Origin of the sequence: Pseudomonas guineae, assembly GCF_900113745.1 — a bacterium.
Taxonomy (GTDB): domain Bacteria; phylum Pseudomonadota; class Gammaproteobacteria; order Pseudomonadales; family Pseudomonadaceae; genus Aquipseudomonas; species Aquipseudomonas guineae.
In genome coordinates this window covers 1,112,561-1,136,381 of sequence record NZ_FOQL01000001.1, presented here as the reverse complement: position 1 = coordinate 1,136,381, position 23,821 = coordinate 1,112,561, and the positions used below count along the sequence as shown (strand labels likewise).

The window sequence follows — 23,821 nt, the reverse complement described above, 5'->3', positions numbered from 1 at the left end:
CTCGAAAGTTGAAGCGTTACAGCAGCATGGTGCGGATGTCCGTCAATACATCGCCCAAACGCTTGGTGAAGCGCGCGGCAGCGGCACCGTTGATCACTCGGTGGTCGTAGGACAACGACAGCGGCAACATCAGCTTAGGCTGGAAGGCTTTGCCATCCCAGACCGGCTGGATGGTCGCTTTGCTCACGCCAAGAATCGCCACTTCCGGGGCGTTGACGATCGGCGTAAAGCCGGTACCGCCAATGTGGCCGAGGCTGGAGATGGTAAAGCAAGCGCCCTGCATATCATCGGCAGACAGCTTCTTGCTGCGCGCCTTCTCCGCCAGAGCGGCGGCTTCAGCGGCCAGCTGCAGCAGGCTCTTCTGGTCGACATTCTTGATTACTGGGACCAGCAGACCGTCCGGGGTGTCCACGGCAAAGCCGATGTTCACGTATTTCTTGCGGATGATGGCCTTGCCGCTCGGTGCCAGCGAGCTGTTGAAGTCCGGCAGTTCCTTGAGCAGGAAGGCACAGGCCTTGAGCAGCAACGGTAGCACGGTGAGTTTCACCCCGGCCTTTTCTGCCACGGCCTTCTGCGCAACGCGGAAGGCTTCCAGTTCGGTGATGTCGGCCGAATCGAACTGAGTCACGTGCGGCACGTTGAGCCAGCTGCGATGCAGGTTATTAGCACCCACCTGCATCAGGCGGGTCATCGCCACTTCTTCGATTTCACCAAACTTGCTGAAGTCCACCACCGGGATCGGCGGGATGCCGGCACCACCGGTTGCACCTGCGGCTGGGGCTTCTTTGGCCTTCTGCATCATGGCCTTGACGTAAACCTGTACGTCCTCTTTGAGCACGCGGCCCTTCGGCCCGCTGCCTGGTACAACAGCCAGTTCGACACCAAACTCACGAGCAAGCAAGCGTACGGCCGGCCCCGCATGCACCTTGGCGCCGTCACGCTTAGGCATGGCCGTAACATTGGCGGCTGCAGCGGAAAGTGACGCAATAGCGCTGACTTCTGCCGCAATGGCCGGGCTCGCGCCGGCAGGCACCTTGTGCGTGTCGCTGTTGCTAGACGGCGTAGGTGCTGCACTTTTGCTCGGTTCTTCAGCCGGCTCTGCAGCCGCGTCACCCGCGACCTTGAGCTTGAGGATTAGGTCGCCGGTGCCAACATCGGCATCCAGTTTCACGACAATGCTTTCCACCACGCCGGCTGCCGGCGAAGGGATTTCCATGCTGGCCTTGTCCGACTCCAGGGTGATCAGCGACTGGTCGGCTTCGACCGTATCACCGACCTTAACCAGCACTTCGATGACCTTGGCTTTACCGTCCGAGCCGATGTCCGGCACGTGAATATCTTGCACGCTGCTGCTCGCCGCTTTAGCCGAGGGCTGTGCAGCCGCCGCAGGCGCCGCAGTAGCTTTCTCCGCGGGTTCGGGCGCCGCATCTGCAGGCTTTTCCGCAGCGGCCTCGCTGTCACCTTCAACTTCCAGTTCGAGCAGTCCATCGCCTTCTTTCAGGCGGTCACCGAGCTTCACTTTCAGGCTTTTCACCACGCCGGCTTTCGGCGCGGGGATTTCCATACTGGCCTTGTCCGACTCCAGGGTCAGCACGCTCTGATCAGCGTCTATGCGGTCGCCAACCTTGACGAACAGCTCGATCACTTCACCCTCACCGCCACCGATGTCGGGTACGCGAATCAATTCACTCATCGTTTCGCTCCTTAGCAGTCCAGTGGGTTGAGTTTTTCCGGGTTGATGCCGAACCGGACGATGGCCTCGGCCACCACCTTTGGTTCGATATCACCACGGTCAGCAAGAGCTTCCAGGGCAGCCAGGACCACCCAGTTGCGGTCCACTTCGAAGAAGTGGCGCAGCTTCTTGCGGCTGTCGCTGCGGCCGAAGCCGTCGGTGCCGAGTACTTTGAATTCCTTGCTCGGTACCCACTGGCGAATCTGTTCGGCGAACAGCTTCATGTAGTCGGTCGATGCAATCACTGGGCCTTTACGGCCGCCCAGGCATTCTTCCACGTAGGTCTGCTTGGGCTTCTGGCCCGGGTGCAGACGGTTGCTGCGCTCTACGGCCAGGCCGTCGCGACGCAGTTCGTTGAAGCTGGTGACGCTCCACACGTCTGCAGCGACGTTGAACTCGTCACGCAGGATCTTCGCCGCTTCACGTACTTCACGCAGGATGGTGCCGGACCCGAGGAGCTGCACGTGGTGCGCTGCTTCCTTCTTGTCTTCTTCGAGCAGGTACATGCCCTTGATGATGCCGTCTTCGACGCCGGCTGGCATGGCTGGCTGCTGGTAGGACTCGTTCATTACGGTGATGTAGTAGAAGACGTCCTGTTGCAGCTCGGTCATCTTGCGCATGCCGTCCTGAATGATCACCGCCAGCTCGTAGCCGTAGGTAGGGTCATAGGTGCGGCAGTTAGGGATGGTCGCCGCTAAAATATGGCTGTGGCCATCTTCGTGCTGCAGGCCTTCACCGTTCAGCGTGGTACGGCCGGCGGTGCCACCGATCAGGAAGCCACGGGTGCGGCTGTCGCCAGCGGCCCAGGCCAGGTCACCAATACGCTGGAAACCGAACATCGAGTAGAAGATGTAGAACGGTAGCATCGGCTGGTTGTGGCTGGAGTACGAGGTACCCGCCGCAATAAACGAGCTCATGGCGCCGGCTTCGTTGATGCCTTCTTCGAGAATTTGGCCCTTCTTGTCCTCGCGGTAGAACATCACTTGGTCTTTATCCACCGGCTCGTAGAGCTGGCCGACCGAGGAGTAGATGCCCAGTTGGCGGAACATGCCTTCCATGCCGAAGGTGCGTGCTTCGTCCGGGATGATCGGCACGATGCGCGAGCCAATGTCCTTGTCCTTGACCAGCTGCGCGAGGATCCGCACGAAGGCCATGGTGGTGGAGATTTCACGGTCGCCCGAGCCATCGAGAATGGCCTTGAGGGTTTCCAGTGGCGGCGTCGGGATGCTGAAGCTCTTGGCTCGGCGCTGTGGCACGAAACCACCCAGGGCCTCGCGGCGCTCGCTCAGGTAACGGGCTTCGGCGCTGCCTTCTTCCGGCTTGATGAACGGCAGGTTTTCCAGCTCTTCATCTTTGACCGGGATGTCGAAGCGGTCGCGGAAATGCTTGAGGCTGTCGACATCGACTTTTTTGGTGTTGTGCGCGGTGTTTTTCGCTTCGCCGGCGCCAGTGCCATAACCCTTAACGGTCTTGGCCAGAATCACGGTGGGCTGATTCTTGTGGTGAGTCGCCTGGTGGTACGCCGCGTACATTTTATATGGGTCGTGGCCACCACGGTTGAGCTTCCAGATCTCGTCGTCGGACAGATCGGCAACCATTGCCTTGAGTTCGGGCGTGTTGAAGAAGTGCTCACGGACGAACGCGCCGTCCTTGGCCTTGTAGTTCTGGTATTCGCCGTCGATCACTTCGTCCATGCGGCGCTGCAGGATACCGTCGACGTCCTTGGCCAGCAGTGGGTCCCAGAAACGGCCCCAGACCACCTTGTTAACGTTCCAGCCGCCGCCACGGAACACACCTTCGAGTTCCTGGATGATCTTGCCGTTACCGCGTACTGGGCCGTCAAGGCGCTGCAGGTTGCAGTTAATGACGAAGATCAGATTGTCCAACTTCTCGCGGCCAGCCAGGGAGATCGCGCCAAGGGATTCCGGCTCGTCGCACTCGCCGTCACCCATAAAGCACCAAACCTTCTGCTTGCCGGCTGGGATAAAACCGCGTGCTTCCAGGTACTTCATAAAGCGCGCCTGGTAGATCGCCTGGATCGGGCCGAGACCCATGGATACAGTCGGGAACTGCCAGAAGTCCGGCATCAGCCACGGGTGTGGGTAGGACGACAGGCCTTGACCATCGACTTCCTGACGGAAGTTGTTCATCTGGTCTTCAGTGATGCGGCCTTCCATAAAGGCACGGGCATAAATGCCGGGTGAAGCGTGGCCCTGGAAGAAGATCAGGTCGCCGCCGTGTTCCTCGGTCGGGGCCTGGAAGAAGTAGTTGAAACCGATGTCATACAGCGTCGCCGAGGAGGCGAAGCTGGAGATGTGACCACCCAGATCGGAATCTTTCAGGTTGGTGCGCATGACCATGGCCAAGGCGTTCCAGCGCACCAGCGAGCGAATGCGGCGTTCCATGTACAGGTCGCCAGGCATGCGTGCTTCGTGGGTGAGCGGGATGGTGTTGCGGTAGGGCGTGGTGATCGCGTAAGGCAACTGCGAACCGCTGCGGGTCGCGAGTTCACCCATACGGGTCATCAGGTAATGGGCACGGTCTTCGCCTTCTTTATCGAGAACCGATTCCAGGGCGTCCAGCCATTCCTGGGTTTCGACGGGATCGAGGTCTTGCATGGCTTGCTCCAGGGCTCAAAGGCTTCCAGAATCGGAGGCCAGGTTTCGCGGACGACTTCGTGAGTGGCCGCGTAAATTCTTGGATTGACCGGGGGTAGGACCGGCTGCGTGTAGTTTTACTACATTCCTGCGCCGATTTCAGCCTTTTGGATACAATCTTTGGTAGTAAAACTACAATTATTTTCTGCTAGTGCCTCGCCTGAGCCCTAATTGGGTGTCCCTATCGTTGCTCGGTGCACTGGCAGATCGCTAAAAAGGATAGACCATGAGCCTGCCCGCGCTGGCCTCTTTACCTGCTGCCTTAGTTCCGCTTGCGACACGTGCCGAGCAGTCTCTGCAGGCTGCATTCGCTGGGCTCTCCCCTGTGGCTGCGACGGCTTACGCGAGTTGGCCGAGCGAGCGTCACGCGGCCTTGCAGCGTGTGGCTGCCGCCAGTGATTTCGTCGTACAGCAGGGTGAGCGTGACCCGCAGATGCTGTTTGACCTGGCGGCCAGCGGTGAGCTGGAGCGCAGGCTCGGCGCTGGCGAGCTGCGCAGTCAGCTGGCGCACGCATTGGCGGAGTGTGCCGATGAGGATGAGTTGGGGCGACGCTTGCGGCGTTTTCGTAATCGGCAGCAGGTGCGCATCATCTGGCGCGATATCAGTCGCCAAGCTGACCTGATCGAAACCTGTCATGACCTTTCTGACCTGGCAGATGCCTGTATCGACCTGGCCTATCACTGGCTCTACCCGCAGCACTGTGCACAGTTTGGTACGCCGATGGGGCGGCGCTCTGGCGAGCCGCAGCACATGGTGGTCCTCGGTATGGGCAAGCTGGGGGCGCATGAGCTCAATCTGTCGTCAGATATTGACCTGATCTTCGGCTTCCCCGAAGGCGGTGAGACAGAAGGGGTGAAGCGGCCGCTGGATAATCAAGAGTTCTTTATTCGCCTCGGCCAGAAGCTGATCAAAGCGCTGGATGTGATCACCGTCGACGGCTTTGTATTTCGCACTGACATGCGCTTGCGACCCTACGGCTCCTCTGGCTCGCTGGTGTTCAGTTTTAATGCCTTGGAACAGTACTACCAGGACCAAGGTCGCGACTGGGAACGCTACGCGATGATCAAGGCGCGGGTGGTCGGCGGCGATCAAGCTGCCGGTGCGCAGCTGTTGGGGATGCTGCGGCCCTTCGTTTACCGGCGCTATCTGGACTTCTCGGCGATTGAAGCCCTGCGTGCGATGAAGCAGCTGATTCAGCAGGAAGTCCGCCGTAAAGGCATGGCCGAGAACATCAAGCTGGGCTCCGGCGGTATCCGTGAGGTGGAGTTTATTGCTCAGGCCTTCCAGCTGATTCACGGCGGACGTGATCTCAGCCTGCAGCAGCGCTCACTGTTTGCGGTGCTCAATACCCTGCGCGATCAAGGCTATCTACCGGCCGCGGTGACCGATGAACTGCGCGATGGCTATGCCTTTTTGCGTTATGCCGAGCATGCGTTGCAGGCCATCGATGACCGGCAGACGCAAATGCTTCCGGACAACGACGAAGATCGCATGCGGGTGGCCTTTATCATGGGCTTTGACAGTTGGCCGGCGTTTCACGAGTGCCTTATGCACTGGCGTGGGCGGGTTGATTGGCACTTCCGCCAGGTGATCGCTGACCCCGATGAGGAGGGTGGCGCGCCGGCTGAAGAAGCTGTGGGCGGTGAGTGGTTGCCGCTCTGGAATGATATGCAGGATGAAGAGGCGGCTTGCCGGCAATTGGCTGAGGCCGGCTTTGCCGAGCCACAATCTGCTTGGCGACGGTTGGTTGGCCTGCGTAACGGCAATCAGGTGCGCGCTATGCAGCGCCTTGGTCGCGAACGTTTGGATGCTTTTGTTCCGCGCCTGCTCGCGCAAGCGGTGGAGCATGCCGATCCGGATTTGGTGCTGGAGCGCGTCTTGCCACTGATCGAAGCCGTCGCGCGGCGTTCGGCCTACCTGGTGCTGCTCACGGAAAACCCCAGTGCGTTGCAGCGGCTGCTGACCCTGTGCGCGGCCAGCCCGTGGATCGCTGAGCAGATCAGCCGCTTCCCGCTGCTGCTGGATGAGCTGCTTAATGAGGGGCGTCTGTTTAGTCCACCCCTGGCGCCTGAGCTTGCCGCTGAGCTGCGCGAGCGGTTGATGCGTATTCCCGAAGAGGACCTTGAGCAGCAGATGGAGGTGCTGCGCCACTTTAAGTTGGCGCACCGCTTGCGCGTCGCTGCATCAGAAATTACCGGCACCTTACCGCTGATGAAGGTCAGTGATTACCTGACCTGGCTGGCCGAGGCGATTCTCGAACAGGTGATGGCCCTGGCGTGGCGGCATACCGTGAGCAAGTACGGCGCGCCGCAGCGTGTTGATGGCAGCCTCTGCGATCCGGACTTTGTCATCGTTGGCTACGGCAAGGTCGGTGGTATCGAGCTTGGGCATGGCTCAGACCTAGATCTGGTGTTTATCCATGATGGCGACCCGCACGCGGAAACCGATGGTGAGAAGGCCATCGACGGTGCGCAGTTCTTCAATCGACTGGGTCAGCGCATCATTCACCTGCTGACCACTCAGACCAACTCCGGCCAGCTCTATGAGGTTGACATGCGCCTGCGCCCGTCAGGTGCGGCGGGGCTGTTGGTCAGCTCGCTGGGTGCGTTTGAGCGCTATCAGCAGGGCGAGGCCTGGACCTGGGAGCATCAGGCATTGTTGCGCGCGCGGGTGCTGGTGGGCTGCGCGCGAGTGGGCAAGGCGTTTGAGGCGATACGCGCCGGTGTGCTGGGGCGCAAACGTGACCTGGCAGCGCTGCGCAGTGAGGTCAGCGAGATGCGCGCGAAGATGCGCGACAACCTCGGCAGTAAGGCGACAGCGGCCGGCACCGCGGCGAATGCCTTCGAGGCCACGGCCCGGTTCGACCTCAAGCAGGACGCCGGAGGTATCGTCGATATTGAATTTATGGTGCAATACGCGGCCCTGGCGTGGTCTTGCCAGTACCCGGAATTGCTTGAGTTCACTGACAATATTCGCATTCTGGAAGGGCTGGAGCGGGTCGGCCTGCTACCGGGCGAAGACGCCCGCTTACTGCAGGATATCTACAGGGCCTACCGTTCGGCCGCTCATCGTCAGGCCCTGCAAAAGCAGCCTGGGGTAGTCAGCGGTGAGCAGTTCGCCGAGGAGCGGCGTACGGTGGTGCGCATCTGGCGAACGCTGGGCTTGAGCTAAATATAAGGATGTCGGGCACGCTGGGTGGCCGGCCAACGTTGTACCAATCGAGTTTGAGGAGCAGGCAACTATGTCGATGGCCGATCGTGATGGCGTGATCTGGTATGACGGCGAGCTGGTACCGTGGCGTGACGCGACCACTCATGTGCTGACCCATACCCTGCACTACGGCATGGGCGTGTTCGAGGGCGTGCGCGCCTACAACACCCCGCAAGGCACGGCGATCTTCCGCCTGCAAGCGCACACCGACCGTCTGTTCGATTCGGCCCACATCATGGGCATGAAGATTCCTTACAGCAAAGACGAGGTCAACGAAGCCGCTCGCGCCGCCGTGCGTGAGAACAACCTCGAAAGCGCCTATATCCGTCCGATGGTGTTCTACGGATCTGAAGCCATGGGCCTGCGCGCCAGTGGTTTGAAAACCCGCATGATCGTCGCGGCCTGGAGCTGGGGTGCCTACATGGGTGATGAAGCCCTGCAAGTCGGTATCAAGGTGCGCACCAGCTCCTACACCCGTCATCACGTCAATATTTCGATGACCCGCGCCAAGGCTAACGGCAACTACATCAACTCGATGTTGGCGCTTCAGGAAGCCATCTCCGGCGGTGCCGATGAGGCCATGCTGCTTGATCCGGAAGGTTACGTAGCCGAAGGCTCTGGCGAGAACATTTTCCTGGTCAAAAACGGTGTGATTTATACCCCGGAAGTGACCTCCTGCCTGAATGGCATTACCCGTAATACCATTCTGACCCTGGCCGCCGAGCACGGCATTCAGGTAATCGAAAAGCGCATCACCCGTGATGAGGTGTACATCGCTGACGAAGCCTTCTTTACCGGTACTGCTGCCGAGGTCACGCCGATTCGTGACGTTGATGGCCGGCAAATCGGTGAAGGCCGCCGTGGGCCGATCACCGAAAAACTGCAAACCGCTTATTTCGACCTGGTGACGGGTAAAACCGATGCTCACGCTGAGTGGCGCACTCTGGTCAAGTAAGCGACATACTTCGCTGGAGGGGTTAAGCGCTGTGCGACCCATCCGGCGATGAAGGCTTGGCGGCTAGCCGAGCATGAGTCTGTCCGGGAGGCGAAAGCCTCCTTGGTCGTTTCTGGAAGTGGCATGAAAATACTGATCGTAGGCCCCAGCTGGGTGGGCGACATGGTGATGGCGCAGACGCTGTTTCAGTGCCTGCGGCAGCGCCACCCTGGCTGTGAAATCGATGTGCTGGCACCCGAGTGGAGTCGGCCGATTCTTGAGCGCATGCCCGAAGTGCGTCAGGCTTTGAGCTTTCCGCTTGGCCATGGCGTGCTGGAGTTGGCGACGCGGCGCAAGATCGGCAAGTCCCTGGCGGGCCAGTACGACCAGGCGATTCTGCTGCCCAATTCGCTCAAGTCCGCGTTGGTGCCGTTCTTCGCCGGTATTCCCACACGTACCGGCTGGAAAGGCGAGCTGCGTTACGGCCTGCTCAACGACATTCGCACGCTGGACAAAGAGCGCTACCCGCTGATGATCGAGCGCTTTATGGCGCTGGCGTTTGAGCCAGGTGCTGAACTGCCGCAGCCGTATCCGCGCCCGACGCTACAGATCAATGCGCAGAGCCGCGATGCCGCCCTGGCCAAGTTCGGTTTAAGCCTGGATCGGCCGGTGCTGGCGCTGTGTCCCGGTGCCGAGTTCGGTGAAGCCAAGCGCTGGCCGAGTGAGCACTACGCCAAAGTCGCCGAACTGAAGATCCGTGCAGGATGGCAGGTCTGGTTGTTTGGCTCGAAGAATGATCATGCGGTCGGTGAGGATATTCGCGGTCGGCTGATTCCTGGACTGCGTGAAGAAGCCAGCAACCTGGCCGGCGACACCAGCCTGGCCGAGGCGATCGACCTGATGTCGTGTGCGGGCGCCGTGGTCTCCAACGACTCCGGTCTGATGCACGTAGCCGCGGCGTTGAATCGCCCGCTGGTAGCGGTCTACGGCTCAACCTCGCCGGGCTTTACCCCGCCGCTGGCTGAGCATGTGGAAATCGTGCGTCTGGGCTTGGAATGCAGCCCCTGCTTCGACCGCACCTGCCGTTTCGGCCATTACAACTGCCTGGGCCAGCTCAAGCCGCGCCCGGTGATCGAGGCGTTGGATCGTCTGGTCAGTGATCCGGTTGAGGTTGAATAGTTTGCGGGTACTGTTGATCAAAACCTCCTCGCTGGGCGATGTGGTGCACACCCTGCCGGCGCTCACCGATGCCGCGCGCGCCATTCCCGGCATTCAGTTTGACTGGGTGGTGGAAGAAGGCTTTGCCGAGATTCCGGCTTGGCACCCGGCCGTCGCGCAAGTGATCCCGGTGGCGATTCGTCGCTGGCGCAAGCACCTCTGGCAGACGCTCAAGAATGGTGAGTGGCAGCGCTTTAAGCAGCGTCTCGGTGAAGCCCACTACGACCTGGTGATTGATGCTCAGGGCCTGCTGAAAAGTGCCTGGCTGACCCGCTACGTTACAGCGCCCGTGGCTGGCTTAGACCGCGATTCCGCGCGCGAGCCGCTGGCCAGCCGTTTCTATGACCGCCGCTATGCCGTACCGCGTGAGCAGCATGCGCTTGAGCGTACCCGTCAGCTGTTTGCTCAAGCGTTAGGTTATGCGCTGCCGGCAGGTGTCAGCGACTACGGCCTCAACCGCGCGCAGCTAGCCGATGCTGCGCCGCAGCCTTACCTGCTGTTTTTACACGGCACCACCTGGCCAAGCAAACACTGGCCGGAAGCCGATTGGCGCCAGCTAGCTGAGCAGATGAGTGCCCAGGGGTGGGCGATCCGTCTGCCTTGGGGTAACGCCAGCGAGAAAGCCCGCGCCGAGCGAATTGCTGTCGGTATTGAAAACGCTGCCGTGTTGCCCAAATTGAATCTGGCGGGCGTGGCCAAGGTGATTGCCGGCGCCAGTGCCTGTGTGGCGGTGGACACCGGCCTGGGGCACTTGGCCGCCGCGTTGGATGTGCCGAGTATCTCGCTGTATGGCCCAACACTGCCTGGGCGAGTTGGGGCCTATGGCCGTGGCCAAGTGCACCTGTGCGCCACAGGGCCGAACGCCGGTACGGGCGATCGACATAAACCCTGTTTCGAGGGCCTGGATGCTGAGCGTGTTGCTACGCATTTACTGGACCTGTTGCTGGCCGAGGGCGTTGTCTGATGCAGCTCGCATTTATCCTTTACAAGTACTTCCCGTTCGGCGGCTTGCAGCGCGACTTTATGCGCATTGCCCTAGAGTGCCAGGCGCGCGGCCATGCGATTCGCGTGTATACGCCGATCTGGGAAGGTGAGGTGCCGGCGGGCTTCGAGGTTGTAGTGGTGCCGGTCAAGGCGCTGTTCAACCACAAACGTAATGAAAAACTCACGGCGTGGGTCGAGGCCGACCTGGCCAAGCGTCCGGTGGATCGGGTGATCGGCTTCAACAAAATGCCCGGTCTGGATGTCTATTACGCTGCCGATGGCTGTTATGAAGATAAGGCGCAGACCCTGCGTAACCCGCTGTACAAGTACTGGGGGCGCTACAAGCACTTCGCCGATTACGAGCGGGCGGTGTTTGCCCCTGAGTCGAAGACTGAGATTCTGATGATCTCCGAAGTACAGCAGCCGCTCTTCATCAGGCATTACCACACCCCGCTGCAGCGCTTTCACCTGCTGCCGCCAGGTATCGCCCAGGACCGCCGTGCGCCGGCCAATGCCGCCGAGATTCGTGCCGAGTTCCGGGCCGAATTCAACCTGGCGGATGACGATCTGCTGCTGGTGCAGATCGGCTCCGGCTTTAAGACCAAAGGGCTGGATCGCAGCCTTAAGGCGCTGGCCGCCTTGCCGCGTGAGCTGAAAAAGCGCACCCGGCTGATTGCCATCGGCCAGGATGACCCCCGTGCCTTCCAGTTGCAGGCCAAGGCGCTGGGGGTGTCCGATCAGGTGCAAATCCTCAAGGGGCGCAGCGATATTCCGCGCTTTCTGCTCGGCGCTGATCTGCTGATTCACCCGGCGTACAACGAGAACACCGGCACCGTGCTGCTGGAGGCCTTGGTTTCCGGCTTGCCCGTGCTAGTCACCGACGTCTGCGGCTATGCCCATTACATTACCCAGGCGGATGCTGGGCGAGTGCTGAACGGGCCGTTCGAGCAAGAGCGGCTTAATCAGCTGCTCGCCGACATGCTGGCCGATGACTCGCGTCGTGCCCTCTGGTCATGCAATGGTCTGGCTTTCGCCGGCCGCGCCGACCTGTATTCCATGCCGCAACATGCGGCCGACATCATTCTGGCGACGCGCTCATGAAGTTGCTATTGGCTGAACCCTTTAAAAGCCTGTGGGCCGATCGCGATGCATTTGCTGCCGTCGAAGCCCTGCAGGGGCAGGTCTATCGCGAGCTGGAAGGCCGCCGCACACTGCGCGCCGAAGTGGCCGGGCGTGGTTATTTCGTGAAAATTCATCGCGGCATCGGCTGGGGCGAGATCGTTAAAAATCTGCTGACCGCCAAACTGCCGGTACTGGGTGCACGCCAGGAGTGGCAGGCTATCGAGCGCTTACATGAGGCCGGCGTGGCAACCATGACCGCCGTGGCCTACGGCGAGCGCGGCAGCAACCCGGCGGCGCAGCACTCGTTTATCGTCACCGAAGAGCTGGCGCCGACCATCGACCTTGAGCAGCTGAGCCTGAATTGGGCTGAGCAGCCGCCTGAGCCGCGCCTGAAATGGGCGCTGATCAAGGAGGTGGCGAACATGGTCGGCAGCATGCACCGTGCCGGGGTCAACCACCGCGACTGCTACATCTGCCACTTTCTGCTGCACACCGATAAACCGGTGACGGCGGATGATTTCCGCCTGTCGGTGATCGACCTGCACCGCGCCCAAGTGCGCCGCAAGCTGCCGTTGCGCTGGCGCAACAAAGACCTGGCAGCGCTGTATTTTTCGGTGCTGGATATCGGCCTGACCCGCCGTGATAAGCTGCGCTTCCTACGTGATTATTTTCAACAGCCGTTGCGCCAGACGCTCAGCAACGAGCGCTCGCTGCTGGTCTGGCTGGAGCGCAAGGCGGACGCGCTGTATGCGCGCAAGCAGCGTTACGGGGATGCGCTCTGATGGCGGGCTGGACGCTGGATACGCAGTACCAAGCACTGGCTGAAGACTTTGGTAGCTTGGAGTCGGTGTTTGCCTTGCAGGGCGAGCGCCTGACTAAAGACCCACTGTCTGAGGTGATTCGCATCGAGCGTGCGGGCGTGCGCTATTACGTCAAGCGCTACTGGGGCGGTGGCAAAGGGTTGCGTCGGTATATCGGCCGCCCGCGGGTCAAGGCCGAGTGGCAGAACCTCAAGTACTTCGCCAAGTGGGGTGTGGCCACGGCGCCGATTGTGGCGTTCGGCCTGGAGCGTCAGTTCGGGCGCTTTGCCCGGGGGGCGTTGATTACCCGCGAGATCAGCAATACCGAAGACCTGGGCTTGTTGGCCAATAACGATGACCCGCGTCTGCAGGAGCCTGGCTGGGTCGATACCGTCAGTCGTCAGTTGGCACGCGCCACGCGAATTTTGCATGAGCACCGTTTCACCCATAACGACCTTAAATGGCGCAACTTGCTGGTCAATGACCGGGTCGAGTTATTTCTAATCGATTGCCCGACAGGCACGTTCTGGTGGGGGCCTTTGTTGCGTTATCGCATCATCAAGGACCTGGCCTGCCTGGATAAGGTAGCTAAGTACAAATTGTCGCGTACTCAGCGTTTGCGCTTTTATTTGCAATACCGAGGTCGCAGTCGTTTGAGCGCCGCCGACAAGCATCGCGTTCGTCGGGTTGTGGGCTTCTTTGAGGGCCGTGAATGATGGACTTTATCGCGTCGCAGGATCGCGACCTGCTTGAGCAGCATGGCCTGGCCAGTTTTGATGCGCTGTGGGCGCTAAAGCTTGAAGCTGTTGATGAGCCCAATACCGAGCGCGGTGGCTGGAGCAGTGTCTATCGTCTGGACCTTGGTGAGACGGCTTTTTACCTCAAGCGTCAGAGCAACCACCTGACCCGCAGCGTGCTGCATCCGTTCGGTGAGCCAACCTTTGCCCGTGAGTTTCGCAATATTCAGCGCTATCAGCGCCTGGCTATTCCGGCGTTGCAGGCGGCGTTTTTTGCCCAGCGGCGAGTCGCGAGCGAGCAGCGGGCAATTTTGCTGACGCGCGCGTTGGATGGTTGGAGCGACTTGGATAGCTTGCTGGCGCAGTGGCGGGCACGCAGCGAATCGCAGCGCAGCGCTATTTTGCAGGCGTGCGGTACGTTGGCGCGGCAACTGCACGACGCCGGGCAAATGCACGGCTGCTTTTACCCCAAGCATATTTTCCTGCGCGAGACTTCTGGCTGTTTTGATGCGCAGTTGATCGATCTGGAGAAGACCCGGCCACTGCTGTTCGGTCGGCGTGATCGAGTCAAGGATCTGGAGCCCCTGTTGCGCCGCGCCAGCGTCTGGAGTGAAGGCGAGGTGCGTGTGTTGCTAGCGGCCTATCTCGATGGACACGCTGAACTTGACGCCTGGAGCAATCGCGTCGGCGCGCGTCGGCGCAACAAGGAGGCGCGTTGATGAGCCTGGCGAGTCTCGGTCAGGCTGGGCGTGCACCGGCATTGCCGCTGACCCTTGAACTGGCCGACTCGGCCGGTACAGCTGCGCTGACCCTGCAGCGGCTGCTGCGTGTCCTGCCTGGGCAGCGCTATGTGGGTCTGGCCGAGTGGCGCGGTCGCCCGGTGCTGGCCAAGTTGTTGGTCGGTGACAAGGTCGCGCGGCATTTTCTGCGTGAGCTTGATGGTGCGCGCCTGCTGGCTGAACAGGGGTTGCCTACGCCGCAGTTACTGGCCGATGGCTTGCGTGAAGGCGAGGGCGGTTGGCTGTTGTTTGAGTATTTGGACGGGGCCGAGAGCTTGTGGGATGCCTGGCGCGCAGTGGAAAACCAGGTGTTGCTCAGTAGCGATCAACACGCTGTATTGGCTGAAGCCTTGGCGTGCATTGCGCAAATGCACGCCAAGGGGCTCTGGCAGGCCGACCTGCACCTGGACAATCTTTTACGGCACAACGGTCAGCTTTTTGTTATCGATGGTGGCGGTATTCATGTTGAGGTGGCAGGGCAGCCGTTGTCGCGCAACAAAGTGCTGGAAAACCTCGGCGTATTCTTCGCCCAGTTGCCTGCCGAGCTGACGCCTTTTATTGAAGAGCTGTTGGTGCATTACCTGCTGGCTAACGGCGAGCATGCCTTGCCGCTGGAGGCGCTGCTCAACGAGGTGGCCAAGGTCCGTAAGTGGCGGGTGCGCGATTATCTGCGCAAAGTGGCCCGTGATTGCAGCCTGTTCGCCGCTAAAGTGGGAGCCTTCGGCATGCGTGTGGTGCGTCGTGAGGATGAGGCCGGTTTGCAGCCGTTGCTGGCGGACCTAGATCTGCTCACCGAGCAAGGCCACATCTACAAGACCGGTGGTGCGGCCACGGTGGCGCGAGTCGAGTTAGATGGGCGGCCCTTGGTGGTCAAGCGCTACAACGTGAAGAACGTCGCCCACTGGCTAAAGCGTTTTTGGCGACCCAGCCGCGCCTGGCACAGTTGGGTCGAGGGTAACCGCCTGCAATTGTTGGGCATTGCTACCCCGCAGCCATTGGCCGTGCTCGAGCAACGCTGGTGCTGGCTACGTGGGCGGGCCTACCTGATTACCGAATACTGCGGCGGGCAGGATATAATCGCGCGCTTTAGCAATTACCACGACGGATCACCCCCGGAAACCGAGCTGTTGGCGCTGGATCGTTTGTTCGCCGCCTTGCTGCGCGAGCGCATCAGCCACGGTGACTTCAAAGGGCACAATTTGTTTTGGGATGAACAGCTGGGTCGTTGGTCGTTGATCGACCTCGACGCCATGCAGCAGCACCGCAGTGCACGCAGTTTCGCAAGGGCTTATGCCCGCGATCGTGCCCGTTTCCTGCGTAACTGGCCTGCCGATACAAGGCTGTTCAAGCTGCTCAACCAACGTATACCGCTGACGCCCGTCGTCGGCTCAGCAGACTAAGAAGAGGCAAAACCAGTGGCACTGACCATTCTCGGCCTGTCTGGCGCCCTCAGCCATGACCCTTCCGCCGCCCTGTATATCGACGGCAAGCTGATCGCCGCCGTCGAAGAAGAACGCTTCGTGCGCGACAAGCACGCGAAGAATCGCATGCCCTACGAGTCGGCCAAGTTCTGCCTGGAACAGGCCGGGATCAAACCGTCCGATGTTGACGTGGTGGCCATTCCGTTTGCCCCGATCAGCATTTTCGAGAAGGCCCGCTGGCAGTACGCCAAGCGCTACTGGTACGCGCCGGACCGCGCGCTCGACGCCGTCCTCATGGGTAATCGCCGCTACAAGCGTTACTACAAAAACATCCAATGGTGCCTGCAGCAGCTCGGCTTTGACCTGAAGAAGATCAAAATTGAACCTGTTGAACACCACCTGGCCCACGCCGCCAGCGCGTATCACTGCTCGGGCTTTACCGAGAAGACCGCCATTCTTGGCATCGACGGCAAGGGCGAATACGCCACCACCTTCTTCGGCTACGGCGAGAACGGCAAGATTCACAAGATCAAAGAGTTCTTCGATCCGGATTCGCTGGGCGGCCTGTACGGTGCGATTACCGAGTTCCTTGGCTTTGAGATGCTCGACGGCGAGTTCAAGGTGATGGGCATGGCCCCTTACGGCGACGCCAGCAAGTACGATTTCTCGCGCTTGGCCAAATTCGAAAATGGCGAGTTGGTGATCAACACCGAGTACGCCAACGTCATCGGCCTGCGCCGCTACAAAGAAAACGGCAAGGGTTTCTACTTCTCCAAGAAGCTGATCGAGTGGCTAGGGCCTAAGCGCGAAGGCGATATTGCCGACGATCCCTACATCCACTACGCCGCCAGCATGCAGGCGCTGTTCGAGAAGCTGGCGCTGCAGATGATGGAGCACTACCTCGGTGACATCATCCGCGAAACCGGCAAGATCGCTTTCGCCGGCGGTTGTGCGCTGAACGTCAAGCTCAACCAGAAGATCATCGCCCGCGATGACGTCAAGGAGCTGTTCGTTCAGCCCGCTTCCGGTGACGCTGGCACCGCCGTCGGTGCGGCAGCGTACATCTCGCACCAGCGTGGTGTGCCGGTGGAGAAGATGGAACACGTCTACCTCGGCCCGTCCTACAGCAACGAAGATGTGATCGCCGCCTGCGCCCGTCATCCGAGCAAGCCGGTGTTCAAACAGATCGACAACATGCCGCAGCGCATCGCCAAAATCATGATCGACGCCAACCCGGTGGCCTGGTTCCAAGGCCGCATGGAGTTCGGCCCGCGCGCCCTCGGTGGTCGCTCGATCATCGGTTGCCCGAGCGTGCCGGGCGTGGCAGATCGGATCAACGAGCAGATCAAGTTCCGCGAGCGCTGGAGGCCCTTCTGCCCGTCGATGCTCGACACCGTTGGCCCACAGATGCTCAAGGTTGATCACCCGAGCCCATTTATGACGTTCACTTTCGAAGTGAACGACGAATGGAAAACCCGTGTGGGTGAAGTGGTGCACGAAGACGGCACCTCGCGCGCCCAAGTACTCAAGCGCGAATACAACCCGCGCTACTACGACATGATGCTCGAGCTGGAAAAACTCACCGGTAACGGCGTGTCGCTGAATACCTCGCTCAACCGCCGCGGCGAACCGATGATCTGCTCGCCAACCGATGCGCTGAACATGTTCTACGGCTCCGACCTGCAGTACCTGATCATGGAAGATATCCTCGTGGTCAAGGATGGCAAGGATTGGTATGACAACGTCTGAGGCCCCTGGCGCTGCTCAGCCGTGGATTTTGCAGTTCTGCCACGGCTACGACGGCCCCTTCCTCGATTGCGCGCGGCAGTATGCCGCGCTGTTTGCCGACACCCGTTATAAGGTCTGCACGGTCTACCTGACCGGCAAGCCGAGCGCCGAGGTCGAGCAGGGCTCGGCTTCTGACGAGGTGATTTTTCTCGACTACTCCAGTCGCGAAGTACGTGGCCTCAAGCTCAAGGCGATTCGCGATATCAAGCGCATCGTCGCTGCGCACGACTTCAAGCTGTGTATTGCCCATCGCTTCAAGCCGATTTATATCGCCTTGTTGGGCAGCAGCCTGCCAGTGATCGGCGTGCACCATGCGTTTGGCGATTATCAGCGGCTGTCGCGTCGGCTGTTCGCCAATGCCTTCAAACAGCGTTTGGCGCTGCTTGGGGTGTCGGATGCGGTGCGTGATGACATGCGTGCCTGCTTACCGGGCTGGTCGCCTGAGCGTATCCAGACCCTGTACAACCGCATCGATATCTCCGCTGTGCAGGCCGGGCAGGTTTCCCGCATCGACGCTCGCGAGCACCTTGGCTTGCCACAGGATGCCTGGGTTGTCGGCAATGTTGGTCGCCTGCATCCAGACAAGGACCAGGCCACCCTCATTCGTGGATTTGTCCAGGCGTTGCCGCAGCTGCCGAAAGGCAGCCTGTTGGTCATCATGGGCAGCGGCCGACAGGAAGCTGCGTTGAAAACTCTCGCTAACGAGCTGGCGGTGGCTGACTCGGTGCGCTTTCTCGGCCAGGTCGCTGAAGGCCGGCGTTACTTCAAGGCGTTCGATACCTTTGCCCTGACTTCCGATCACGAGCCCTTCGGCATGGTGCTGCTGGAGGCCATGGCGGCGGGTGTACCGCTGATCGGCAGCGACTGCGGTGGTGGGCGTGAGGTGGTTGAGGGCGTCGGCGTACTGTTTCCGTTGGGCGATATATCCGCGCTGGCTGCCGCCATGCGCCACATGGCCGGACTGGATGCTGAACAGCGCGAGCTGTGTGCCTTGCTCATGTTGCAGCGGCTCGAAGCTGGCTTCTCCGATCATGCCGTGCGTGAGGCCTTCTGGCGCCTCGGTCTGCTCGGCGGCTAACGGCAACACACAAAACCGTCGAGCTTAAGGGCTTGGCGGGTGACAGGACCGCTATGATGAATCAGCCAAGTATATGTTTCGTAATTCCCTACTTCGGGCGCTGGCCTTTCTGGATGCCATTTTTCCTCGAGAGCTGCTGCCGCAACCCAGATGTTGACTGGCTGCTGTTCAGTGACTGTGGTGTGCCGGCCGAGCTGCCGAGCAATGTGCGGATTGAAAGCATCAGCTACGCCGACTACTGCGCCTTGGTTGGCAAGCGTCTGGGCATTCCGTTTGCGCCGGAGAACGCCTACAAACTCTGCGATATCAAACCGGCGCTGGGCTTTATTCATCAGGATCGTCTGCAGGGCTATGATTTCTGGGCCTTCGGTGACATTGATCTGGTCTTCGGCCAGTTACGCGATTATTTCACCGCCGAGCGTCTGGCGCGCTTCGACCTGTTTTCCACCCATGAGCGGCGAGTATCTGGGCATTTATGCCTGATCCGGAATGTGCCGCGCATGCGCAAAGCCTTTATGCGTATGCCGAACTGGCAGGCGCGTTTCTGCGATCAGCAGCATCATGCTCTGGACGAAGGCGCATTCAGCCGGATTTTTCTCTGGCGCAAAAACTTCCCACAGCCGTTGTTCCGCCTTGTTGGGCTGTTCAACCCGTGGCGCCGTCGTAGCGAGTTCGTCGAGGCTTTCAGTACGCCTTCGGGGTGTATTCCCTGGATCGATGGCAGCGCCGAGTTCCCGACCTGCTGGTATTGGCGCGAAGGGCGCTTGAGCAATGACCTTGATCAGGGCCGAGCGTTTCCCTATTTCCATTTCGTCGTGTGGAAGCGTGATGCCTGGCCCGCACTTGGCGAGCCGTCGGCCGATACACTGCAAGCGTTGGCAAAACAGCCGCAATGGCGGATCAGCTCACAGGGTTTTGCGCAGGAGAGCCGATGAACAGGCGAATCAAGGTTTTACAGCTGCAGCCCGATTACAACGTTAAAGCGCATGACTTCGCCGATTTGGCCGAGCAGATCGTCAAGGCGTTGCCGTGCGAGCGCTATGAAGTGGTCGCGGCATTCTTGCGCGGTAAGCCGCAGCCGGGGGAACCGGTAAGCCGAGCCGCGCGCTCAGTGTATTTTGAGTTCGCCGATAAGCAACTTAAGGGGCTGCGGTTGCGGGCGATTTGGCAGCTCTATCAGTTTTGTCGCGCCGAGCAGTTCGATGTGGTGATCTGCAACCGCTTTAAGCCGGTCAATATGATGTTGCAGTTGAACCGCTGGCTAAAGGTGCCGTTGTGCATTGGCATTTCTCACGGCTTTGGCGAATACGACCGCTTTTACCGTCGTCGGCAAGCGTCGCGCCTGATCGACAAGGCCTGGCGTTTCGTCGGCGTATCGCCGGCGGTCAAACAATACCTGCTGGACTGTGCGTGCGGCTTTACCGAGCGCAATACCGTGGCCATCACTAACGCCATCGATATTGAGCAGGCCGCCGCCTTGCAGCATTCGCGCGAAGACGCTCGCCGCCTGCTGGGGCTTGACCCAAATGTGCGCCTGGTGGGGGCTCTTGGGCGCCTGGTGCCGGTTAAGGGGCATATCTACTTGCTGCAGGCGTTTGCCAAGCTCAAAGACCTTTACCCGCAGGTACAGCTGGCGATTATTGGCAAAGGTCGCGAAGAGTCGCGGCTGTTGGCTGAGGTTGAGCGGCTTGGCCTGGGTGGGCGGGTTCACCTGCTCGGCTTTCGTGAAAACGCCCTGCAGTATGTGCGCGCGTTTGATATCTGGACCATGCCGTCTCTGGCCGAAGGGCTGGGCTTGGCCTTGCTGGAAGGGATGAGCGGGCATTTGCCGGTAATCGCCTCGAATGTGCCGGCAATGCTGCCGTTGATCGAGGGCGCTGGCGGACTGGCGGTGCCCCCGGCTGACGTTGCTGCGTTGGCTCAGGCACTAGGCAGTTATTTACAATTGAGTGATCAGCAGTTGCAGGCAAAGGGTGAGCAGGCCTATGCCTACTTGTGTGCCCACCACGATATCGAAACCTTCCGTCAGCAGTACCGGCAACTCATTGATGAGTCGCTGAGTCAGGCGAGTGCTTCCCAATGAGTCAAAATTCCGAGTTGGTCAGCGTCATCATCGCCTCCTACAACCACGCGCCTTATATTGAAGAATGCATCCTCAGTGTGTTGGGGCAAACCTATCCGCATGTCGAGCTGTTGGTCGTGGACGATGGCTCGACCGACGACAGCGTCGAGCGTATTCGGCGTTTGCAGGCCGAGCACGGCTTCGACTTTCAGGTCCAGCAAAACCAAGGGCTGACCCGTACGTTGAACTCAGCAATCGCTCGCGCCAAAGGGGAGTTGATTGTGCCGTTTGGCTCGGATGATGTGATGCTGCCCGAACGCCTGGCCAAGCAGGTGGCCTATATGGTGGGTAAACCTGAGGTGGGGATTTGTGCCGGCAATATCGAGCTGATCGATTCGCAGGGCGTGCTATTTCCCGAGGCTCGCCAGCGCCGTGATGTGCCGTTTCGGCGGATGGATTTCGATGATGTATTTATGGAGCGCAAACCTTATGCGCCTGCCACAACCTTGATGATTCGTAAAGAGGCCTTGGCGGAAGTCGGCGGCTTCGATCCGGAGATTCGCCTGGAAGATCTGGCGATTGAGCTGAAAGTCACCCATGCCGGTTACACCATCGATTGCTTGGGCGAAGTGTTGGCGCGTTACCGCAAGCACGCCACCAACTCGTACAAGAACCATCGCTTTATGATCGACAGCATCCTGCGCATTTATGCGTTGTACCGCGATCATCCGCAGTATGAATTTGTCCGTACGCGCTTTCTCAGCTCAATGTTTCTCAAATGCTCCAATCGAGACCGTCAATTGGCTCGCGAGTTGTTGGCGCAGATTCCGTTTAAACAGTGGTCGAAGAAAACCTGGCGAGGCTTGGCGCGCCTGTACTTCTCACCTTTGGAAAAGGGCTGAATCGCATGGGTTTCTGGCAACGGTTCTTGGAAAAGCGCGCCAAAAAGCAGATTCGCCGGCTGCCCAAGTTCGAGCGCGGGCCTGCAAGGTTCCTGCAGCGCTATCCGCAGTATGAGGTGGGCGTTGGCACCTACGGTGTGCCTATGGTGCATGACTGGCAGGAAGGAACATCGCTCAAGGTCGGTAGCTATACATCAATAGCAATGAACGTGGAGATATTTCTTGGCGGTCACCACCGCACCGAATGGGTCAGTACGTACCCTTTTCCTGCCCTGATCTCAGAGGCTGCCGAGATTAAAGATTATGCAGTGAGCCGAGGGAATGTAGTGATCGGCAGCGATGTATGGCTGTGCAGCAATGCGGTGATCCTGTCCGGTGTCACTGTTGGGCATGGCGCCGTTGTCGCAGCCGGTGCTGTGGTCAGTCGAGATGTAGCCCCTTACTCGATAGTGGCAGGTAACCCGGCGCGGCACGTACGCTGGCGTTTTGCTCCTGAGATTTGTGCGGCGCTGCTTGAGGCTGCTTGGTGGGAATGGCCAGAGCAGGAGGTGCGCAGCATCAGCCCACTGCTGTGCAGTGACCAACTTGATACCTTTCTGCAATATGTACAACAGCGTGCTGCTCAGTCGCTTTAGGTTGCGTACGCCTTAGGCAAACAGTTTGCTTGCCTGCTTCTTGGCGATACGGCTGTAACCTGCTTTCAGCGCGTCACGGTGTTCCTCGAACAGCCACTTCTGGTCGTCGACATAGCGACGCATGTGTTTCAGGTTGCGCTGACGCTTGTGCAGGCTAAGTGCAAAGTGGCTGATGCGCATGTCGGCGAGATCAATCAAACCCAGCTGTCCGTCAGGTTGCACCAGTATGTTGCCCAGGTGCACCGAGCGGAAGTAGACGCCGCTGCCATGCAGCTTGGCCAGCAGCTCACCAAACAGCTCTACAAGCTCCTGACGTCGCTCACTAGAGCTGTTGCTCAGTATGTGGCGTAAGGTCTCTCCGGGGAGCGGCCAGTAATGCACTGCAGTTTTATTGATCGGGTCAACCAGCCAGTACACCTGGATGATTTTCGGGCTGCTAAACCCCAGACGTTGCAGGCATGCGGCGTTCTCTGCAAAGCGTTTGGCATAGGGCTTGATGGTTTCGCGGGAAAATACTGAGCGCTTTCGGAACAGCTTAAGAAAGCTGCCGTCTGTTAACTTCAGCACCTTGGGCCCAAGGCCGTCGAGCTCAAGCACGCTGGCGTTGGCGGAGAGTGCATTCAGCTCGGACTGAGAAAGCGTTTGCATCAGCGCTGGGTTCCTTGTGCTTGTCGCGTACGGATGCTGAGTGCAGCAATCAGTGCTAGGGGGATCCAGGTCATCAGCCAATGCTCTTTGGGTCTTGGCAGGATACCACCGCCCTCCGTCAAACCCGCACCGATGCCGTAAACCAGTAGCGCACCAGCCACAATGAATAAGTAATTGCTTCTGTGCTTCCAGCACTGGAAGAGGGCGAGACCGTGCATGGCGAGCCAGATTGCCAAACCGATAATGCCGGTGTAATACAGCACGCCTAGAGCAAAGTTGTGCGGCTCACTAAAACTCATATTGAGATCGGCGATAAGTATCGCCAGCTGTGCATCAAGGCCAAAACCTTGCCAGGGTTGTTGAGCAACCTTGCTGAGGGTTTGTGCCCACAGTCCTGGCCGATATGACAGACCACGCTCTAACAGGATTTCCGGGTATAGCCTTACCAGTGCGAGCGTCACTAGTACGCCGCAGAGCAACAGCCAAACGGAGCGTTTGCTCCAGCATGCGATTATCAACCAGGCGCAGGCCAGTGTTGTTGCTACGAGTGGAGTGCGTGAGCCTGTGGCCAATAATGCCAGCCCCATCAAACCGGCCGCAATCAGTGCGGGCCAGCTTTGGCGGGGCGTTAGAGTCATGCTCAGTGCCAGCCAGAAGGCGCAAAAAAAGCCGAACAAATGCGAGCTCAACAGGGGATTGTCTAGTGCGCCATAACCGATAAGCCGTTCGCCAGGTACCCCGCTGGCAATGAACATCGCCAGGCTGTAAGCAGTTAGCGGCAGCATCAATACTGCGGCGAGCAGTGTGCTTTGAGCGAGTCGCGCATTGGTTTGCAGCGCCATCAGCGCGCAAGCGGCAAACAACATTAAGATATACAGCGGCCGCTTGAGTAGCGTACCGAAGGACTGCTCGGTGTCCGACCAGCTGAAGCTGATCAAGGCCCAGGTCGAGAATAATAAGAAGGCGATGATCACGGGGTCTCGCAAGAACGCTTGCGCGCTACGAGGGCGCAATGCAAGAGCGAGTAAGGTCGGTGCGGCAATCAGCGCATAAAACATCTTGTGATAAAGGCTGCGCTCCGGCAGCGCGGCCAGCCCGACGAGCAACACGACA

At 59.7% G+C, this 23,821-nt stretch carries 19 protein-coding genes; 15 read left to right on the top strand and 4 right to left on the bottom strand.

What is annotated here, in order from left to right:
- Positions 1-16: 16 nt before the first annotated feature.
- Both aceF and aceE read right to left on the bottom strand, forming a co-directional pair.
- Positions 17-1,693 carry a dihydrolipoyllysine-residue acetyltransferase gene (aceF, locus tag BMZ32_RS05230; RefSeq protein ID WP_090240294.1) on the bottom strand — a complete coding sequence of 559 codons (1,677 nt, stop codon included), beginning with the start codon at positions 1,691-1,693 and terminating at the stop codon, positions 17-19.
- Positions 1,694-1,704: 11 nt separating this feature from the next.
- Complete coding sequence (gene aceE, locus BMZ32_RS05225) at positions 1,705-4,350, bottom strand: pyruvate dehydrogenase (acetyl-transferring), homodimeric type (RefSeq protein ID WP_090240293.1); 2,646 nt, start codon at positions 4,348-4,350, stop codon at positions 1,705-1,707.
- A gap of 265 nt (positions 4,351-4,615) precedes the next feature.
- Here aceE and glnE point away from each other — a divergent pair, with 265 nt between their 5' ends.
- The 15 genes from glnE to BMZ32_RS05150 all read left to right on the top strand — a co-directional run bounded on the left by glnE (position 4,616) and on the right by BMZ32_RS05150 (position 22,060).
- Positions 4,616-7,561 carry a bifunctional [glutamate--ammonia ligase]-adenylyl-L-tyrosine phosphorylase/[glutamate--ammonia-ligase] adenylyltransferase gene (gene glnE / locus BMZ32_RS05220; RefSeq protein ID WP_090240291.1) on the top strand — a complete coding sequence of 982 codons (2,946 nt, stop codon included), beginning with the start codon at positions 4,616-4,618 and terminating at the stop codon, positions 7,559-7,561.
- Positions 7,562-7,631: 70 nt separating this feature from the next.
- Entirely contained in the window at positions 7,632-8,555 is a 924-nt protein-coding gene (gene ilvE / locus BMZ32_RS05215; protein WP_090240289.1) for a branched-chain-amino-acid transaminase, read from the top strand.
- Between the two features lie 123 nt (positions 8,556-8,678).
- Positions 8,679-9,713: a lipopolysaccharide heptosyltransferase II gene (gene waaF / locus BMZ32_RS05210; RefSeq protein WP_090240288.1), complete on the top strand. Its 1,035-nt coding sequence runs from the start codon at positions 8,679-8,681 to the stop codon at positions 9,711-9,713.
- 1 nt (position 9,714) lies between these two features.
- Positions 9,715-10,716 carry a lipopolysaccharide heptosyltransferase I gene (waaC, locus tag BMZ32_RS05205; protein WP_090240286.1) on the top strand — a complete coding sequence of 334 codons (1,002 nt, stop codon included), beginning with the start codon at positions 9,715-9,717 and terminating at the stop codon, positions 10,714-10,716.
- Complete coding sequence (locus BMZ32_RS05200; RefSeq protein ID WP_090240285.1) at positions 10,716-11,837, top strand: glycosyltransferase family 4 protein; 1,122 nt, start codon at positions 10,716-10,718, stop codon at positions 11,835-11,837. The genes waaC and BMZ32_RS05200 overlap by 1 nt, the downstream gene beginning before the upstream one ends.
- On the top strand, positions 11,834-12,640 hold the full coding sequence (gene rfaP, locus BMZ32_RS05195) for a lipopolysaccharide core heptose(I) kinase RfaP (protein ID WP_090240283.1): 807 nt from the start codon (positions 11,834-11,836) through the stop codon (positions 12,638-12,640). Before BMZ32_RS05200 ends, rfaP begins: the two co-directional genes overlap by 4 nt.
- Positions 12,640-13,374, top strand: coding sequence for a lipopolysaccharide kinase InaA family protein (locus BMZ32_RS05190; protein ID WP_090240282.1), 735 nt, complete (start codon positions 12,640-12,642; stop codon positions 13,372-13,374). Before rfaP ends, BMZ32_RS05190 begins: the two co-directional genes overlap by 1 nt.
- A complete protein-coding gene (locus tag BMZ32_RS05185; RefSeq protein ID WP_090240280.1) occupies positions 13,371-14,114 on the top strand; it encodes a lipopolysaccharide kinase InaA family protein in 744 nt (247 codons plus the stop codon). Before BMZ32_RS05190 ends, BMZ32_RS05185 begins: the two co-directional genes overlap by 4 nt.
- Positions 14,114-15,574 carry a lipopolysaccharide kinase InaA family protein gene (locus tag BMZ32_RS05180; RefSeq protein WP_090240279.1) on the top strand — a complete coding sequence of 487 codons (1,461 nt, stop codon included), beginning with the start codon at positions 14,114-14,116 and terminating at the stop codon, positions 15,572-15,574. Before BMZ32_RS05185 ends, BMZ32_RS05180 begins: the two co-directional genes overlap by 1 nt.
- A 15-nt stretch (positions 15,575-15,589) precedes the next feature.
- Positions 15,590-17,344, top strand: a complete 1,755-nt coding sequence (locus BMZ32_RS05175; RefSeq protein WP_090240277.1) for a carbamoyltransferase family protein — start codon at positions 15,590-15,592, stop codon at positions 17,342-17,344.
- The gene (locus tag BMZ32_RS05170; RefSeq protein WP_090240276.1) at positions 17,331-18,461 is read left to right on the top strand and encodes a glycosyltransferase; all 1,131 of its coding nucleotides are present in this window, start codon (positions 17,331-17,333) and stop codon (positions 18,459-18,461) included. Before BMZ32_RS05175 ends, BMZ32_RS05170 begins: the two co-directional genes overlap by 14 nt.
- Positions 18,462-18,514: 53 nt before the next feature.
- Positions 18,515-19,396 (top strand): DUF6625 family protein, encoded by an 882-nt coding sequence (locus tag BMZ32_RS05165; protein ID WP_090240274.1) that lies wholly within the window; start codon positions 18,515-18,517, stop codon positions 19,394-19,396.
- The gene (locus BMZ32_RS05160; protein ID WP_090240272.1) at positions 19,393-20,544 is read left to right on the top strand and encodes a glycosyltransferase; all 1,152 of its coding nucleotides are present in this window, start codon (positions 19,393-19,395) and stop codon (positions 20,542-20,544) included. The genes BMZ32_RS05165 and BMZ32_RS05160 overlap by 4 nt, the downstream gene beginning before the upstream one ends.
- On the top strand, positions 20,541-21,425 hold the full coding sequence (locus BMZ32_RS05155) for a glycosyltransferase (protein ID WP_090240271.1): 885 nt from the start codon (positions 20,541-20,543) through the stop codon (positions 21,423-21,425). Before BMZ32_RS05160 ends, BMZ32_RS05155 begins: the two co-directional genes overlap by 4 nt.
- 5 nt (positions 21,426-21,430) lie before the next feature.
- Positions 21,431-22,060, top strand: coding sequence for a CatB-related O-acetyltransferase (locus BMZ32_RS05150; protein WP_090240269.1), 630 nt, complete (start codon positions 21,431-21,433; stop codon positions 22,058-22,060).
- 12 nt (positions 22,061-22,072) lie between these two features.
- Here the strand turns inward: BMZ32_RS05150 and BMZ32_RS19560 are convergent, their stop codons facing one another.
- Together BMZ32_RS19560 and BMZ32_RS19555 are read right to left on the bottom strand one after the other, a co-directional pair.
- Positions 22,073-22,708, bottom strand: coding sequence for a lipopolysaccharide kinase InaA family protein (locus tag BMZ32_RS19560; RefSeq protein WP_244153918.1), 636 nt, complete (start codon positions 22,706-22,708; stop codon positions 22,073-22,075).
- The gene (locus BMZ32_RS19555) at positions 22,708-23,817 is read right to left on the bottom strand and encodes an O-antigen ligase family protein (protein WP_244153917.1); all 1,110 of its coding nucleotides are present in this window, start codon (positions 23,815-23,817) and stop codon (positions 22,708-22,710) included. Before BMZ32_RS19555 ends, BMZ32_RS19560 begins: the two co-directional genes overlap by 1 nt.
- Between the last annotated feature and the right edge of the window lie 4 nt (positions 23,818-23,821).

Excerpts from the sequence above, each read along its gene's own strand:
- BMZ32_RS05180 (WP_090240279.1), top strand. The coding sequence starts at position 14,114 with ATGAGCCTGGCGAGTCTCGGTCAGGCTGGGCGTGCACCGGCATTGCCG.
- glnE (WP_090240291.1), top strand. The coding sequence starts at position 4,616 with ATGAGCCTGCCCGCGCTGGCCTCTTTACCTGCTGCCTTAGTTCCGCTT.
- BMZ32_RS05185 (WP_090240280.1), top strand. The coding sequence starts at position 13,371 with ATGATGGACTTTATCGCGTCGCAGGATCGCGACCTGCTTGAGCAGCAT.
- BMZ32_RS05170 (WP_090240276.1), top strand. The coding sequence starts at position 17,331 with ATGACAACGTCTGAGGCCCCTGGCGCTGCTCAGCCGTGGATTTTGCAG.
- waaF (WP_090240288.1), top strand. The coding sequence starts at position 8,679 with ATGAAAATACTGATCGTAGGCCCCAGCTGGGTGGGCGACATGGTGATG.
- BMZ32_RS05160 (WP_090240272.1), top strand. The coding sequence starts at position 19,393 with ATGAACAGGCGAATCAAGGTTTTACAGCTGCAGCCCGATTACAACGTT.
- BMZ32_RS05190 (WP_090240282.1), top strand. The coding sequence starts at position 12,640 with ATGGCGGGCTGGACGCTGGATACGCAGTACCAAGCACTGGCTGAAGAC.
- BMZ32_RS05200 (WP_090240285.1), top strand. The coding sequence starts at position 10,716 with ATGCAGCTCGCATTTATCCTTTACAAGTACTTCCCGTTCGGCGGCTTG.
- aceF (WP_090240294.1), bottom strand. The coding sequence starts at position 1,693 with ATGAGTGAATTGATTCGCGTACCCGACATCGGTGGCGGTGAGGGTGAA.
- BMZ32_RS05165 (WP_090240274.1), top strand. The coding sequence starts at position 18,515 with ATGATGAATCAGCCAAGTATATGTTTCGTAATTCCCTACTTCGGGCGC.
- aceE (WP_090240293.1), bottom strand. The coding sequence starts at position 4,350 with ATGCAAGACCTCGATCCCGTCGAAACCCAGGAATGGCTGGACGCCCTG.
- BMZ32_RS05150 (WP_090240269.1), top strand. The coding sequence starts at position 21,431 with ATGGGTTTCTGGCAACGGTTCTTGGAAAAGCGCGCCAAAAAGCAGATT.
- ilvE (WP_090240289.1), top strand. The coding sequence starts at position 7,632 with ATGTCGATGGCCGATCGTGATGGCGTGATCTGGTATGACGGCGAGCTG.
- rfaP (WP_090240283.1), top strand. The coding sequence starts at position 11,834 with ATGAAGTTGCTATTGGCTGAACCCTTTAAAAGCCTGTGGGCCGATCGC.
- BMZ32_RS05155 (WP_090240271.1), top strand. The coding sequence starts at position 20,541 with ATGAGTCAAAATTCCGAGTTGGTCAGCGTCATCATCGCCTCCTACAAC.
- BMZ32_RS19560 (WP_244153918.1), bottom strand. The coding sequence starts at position 22,708 with ATGCAAACGCTTTCTCAGTCCGAGCTGAATGCACTCTCCGCCAACGCC.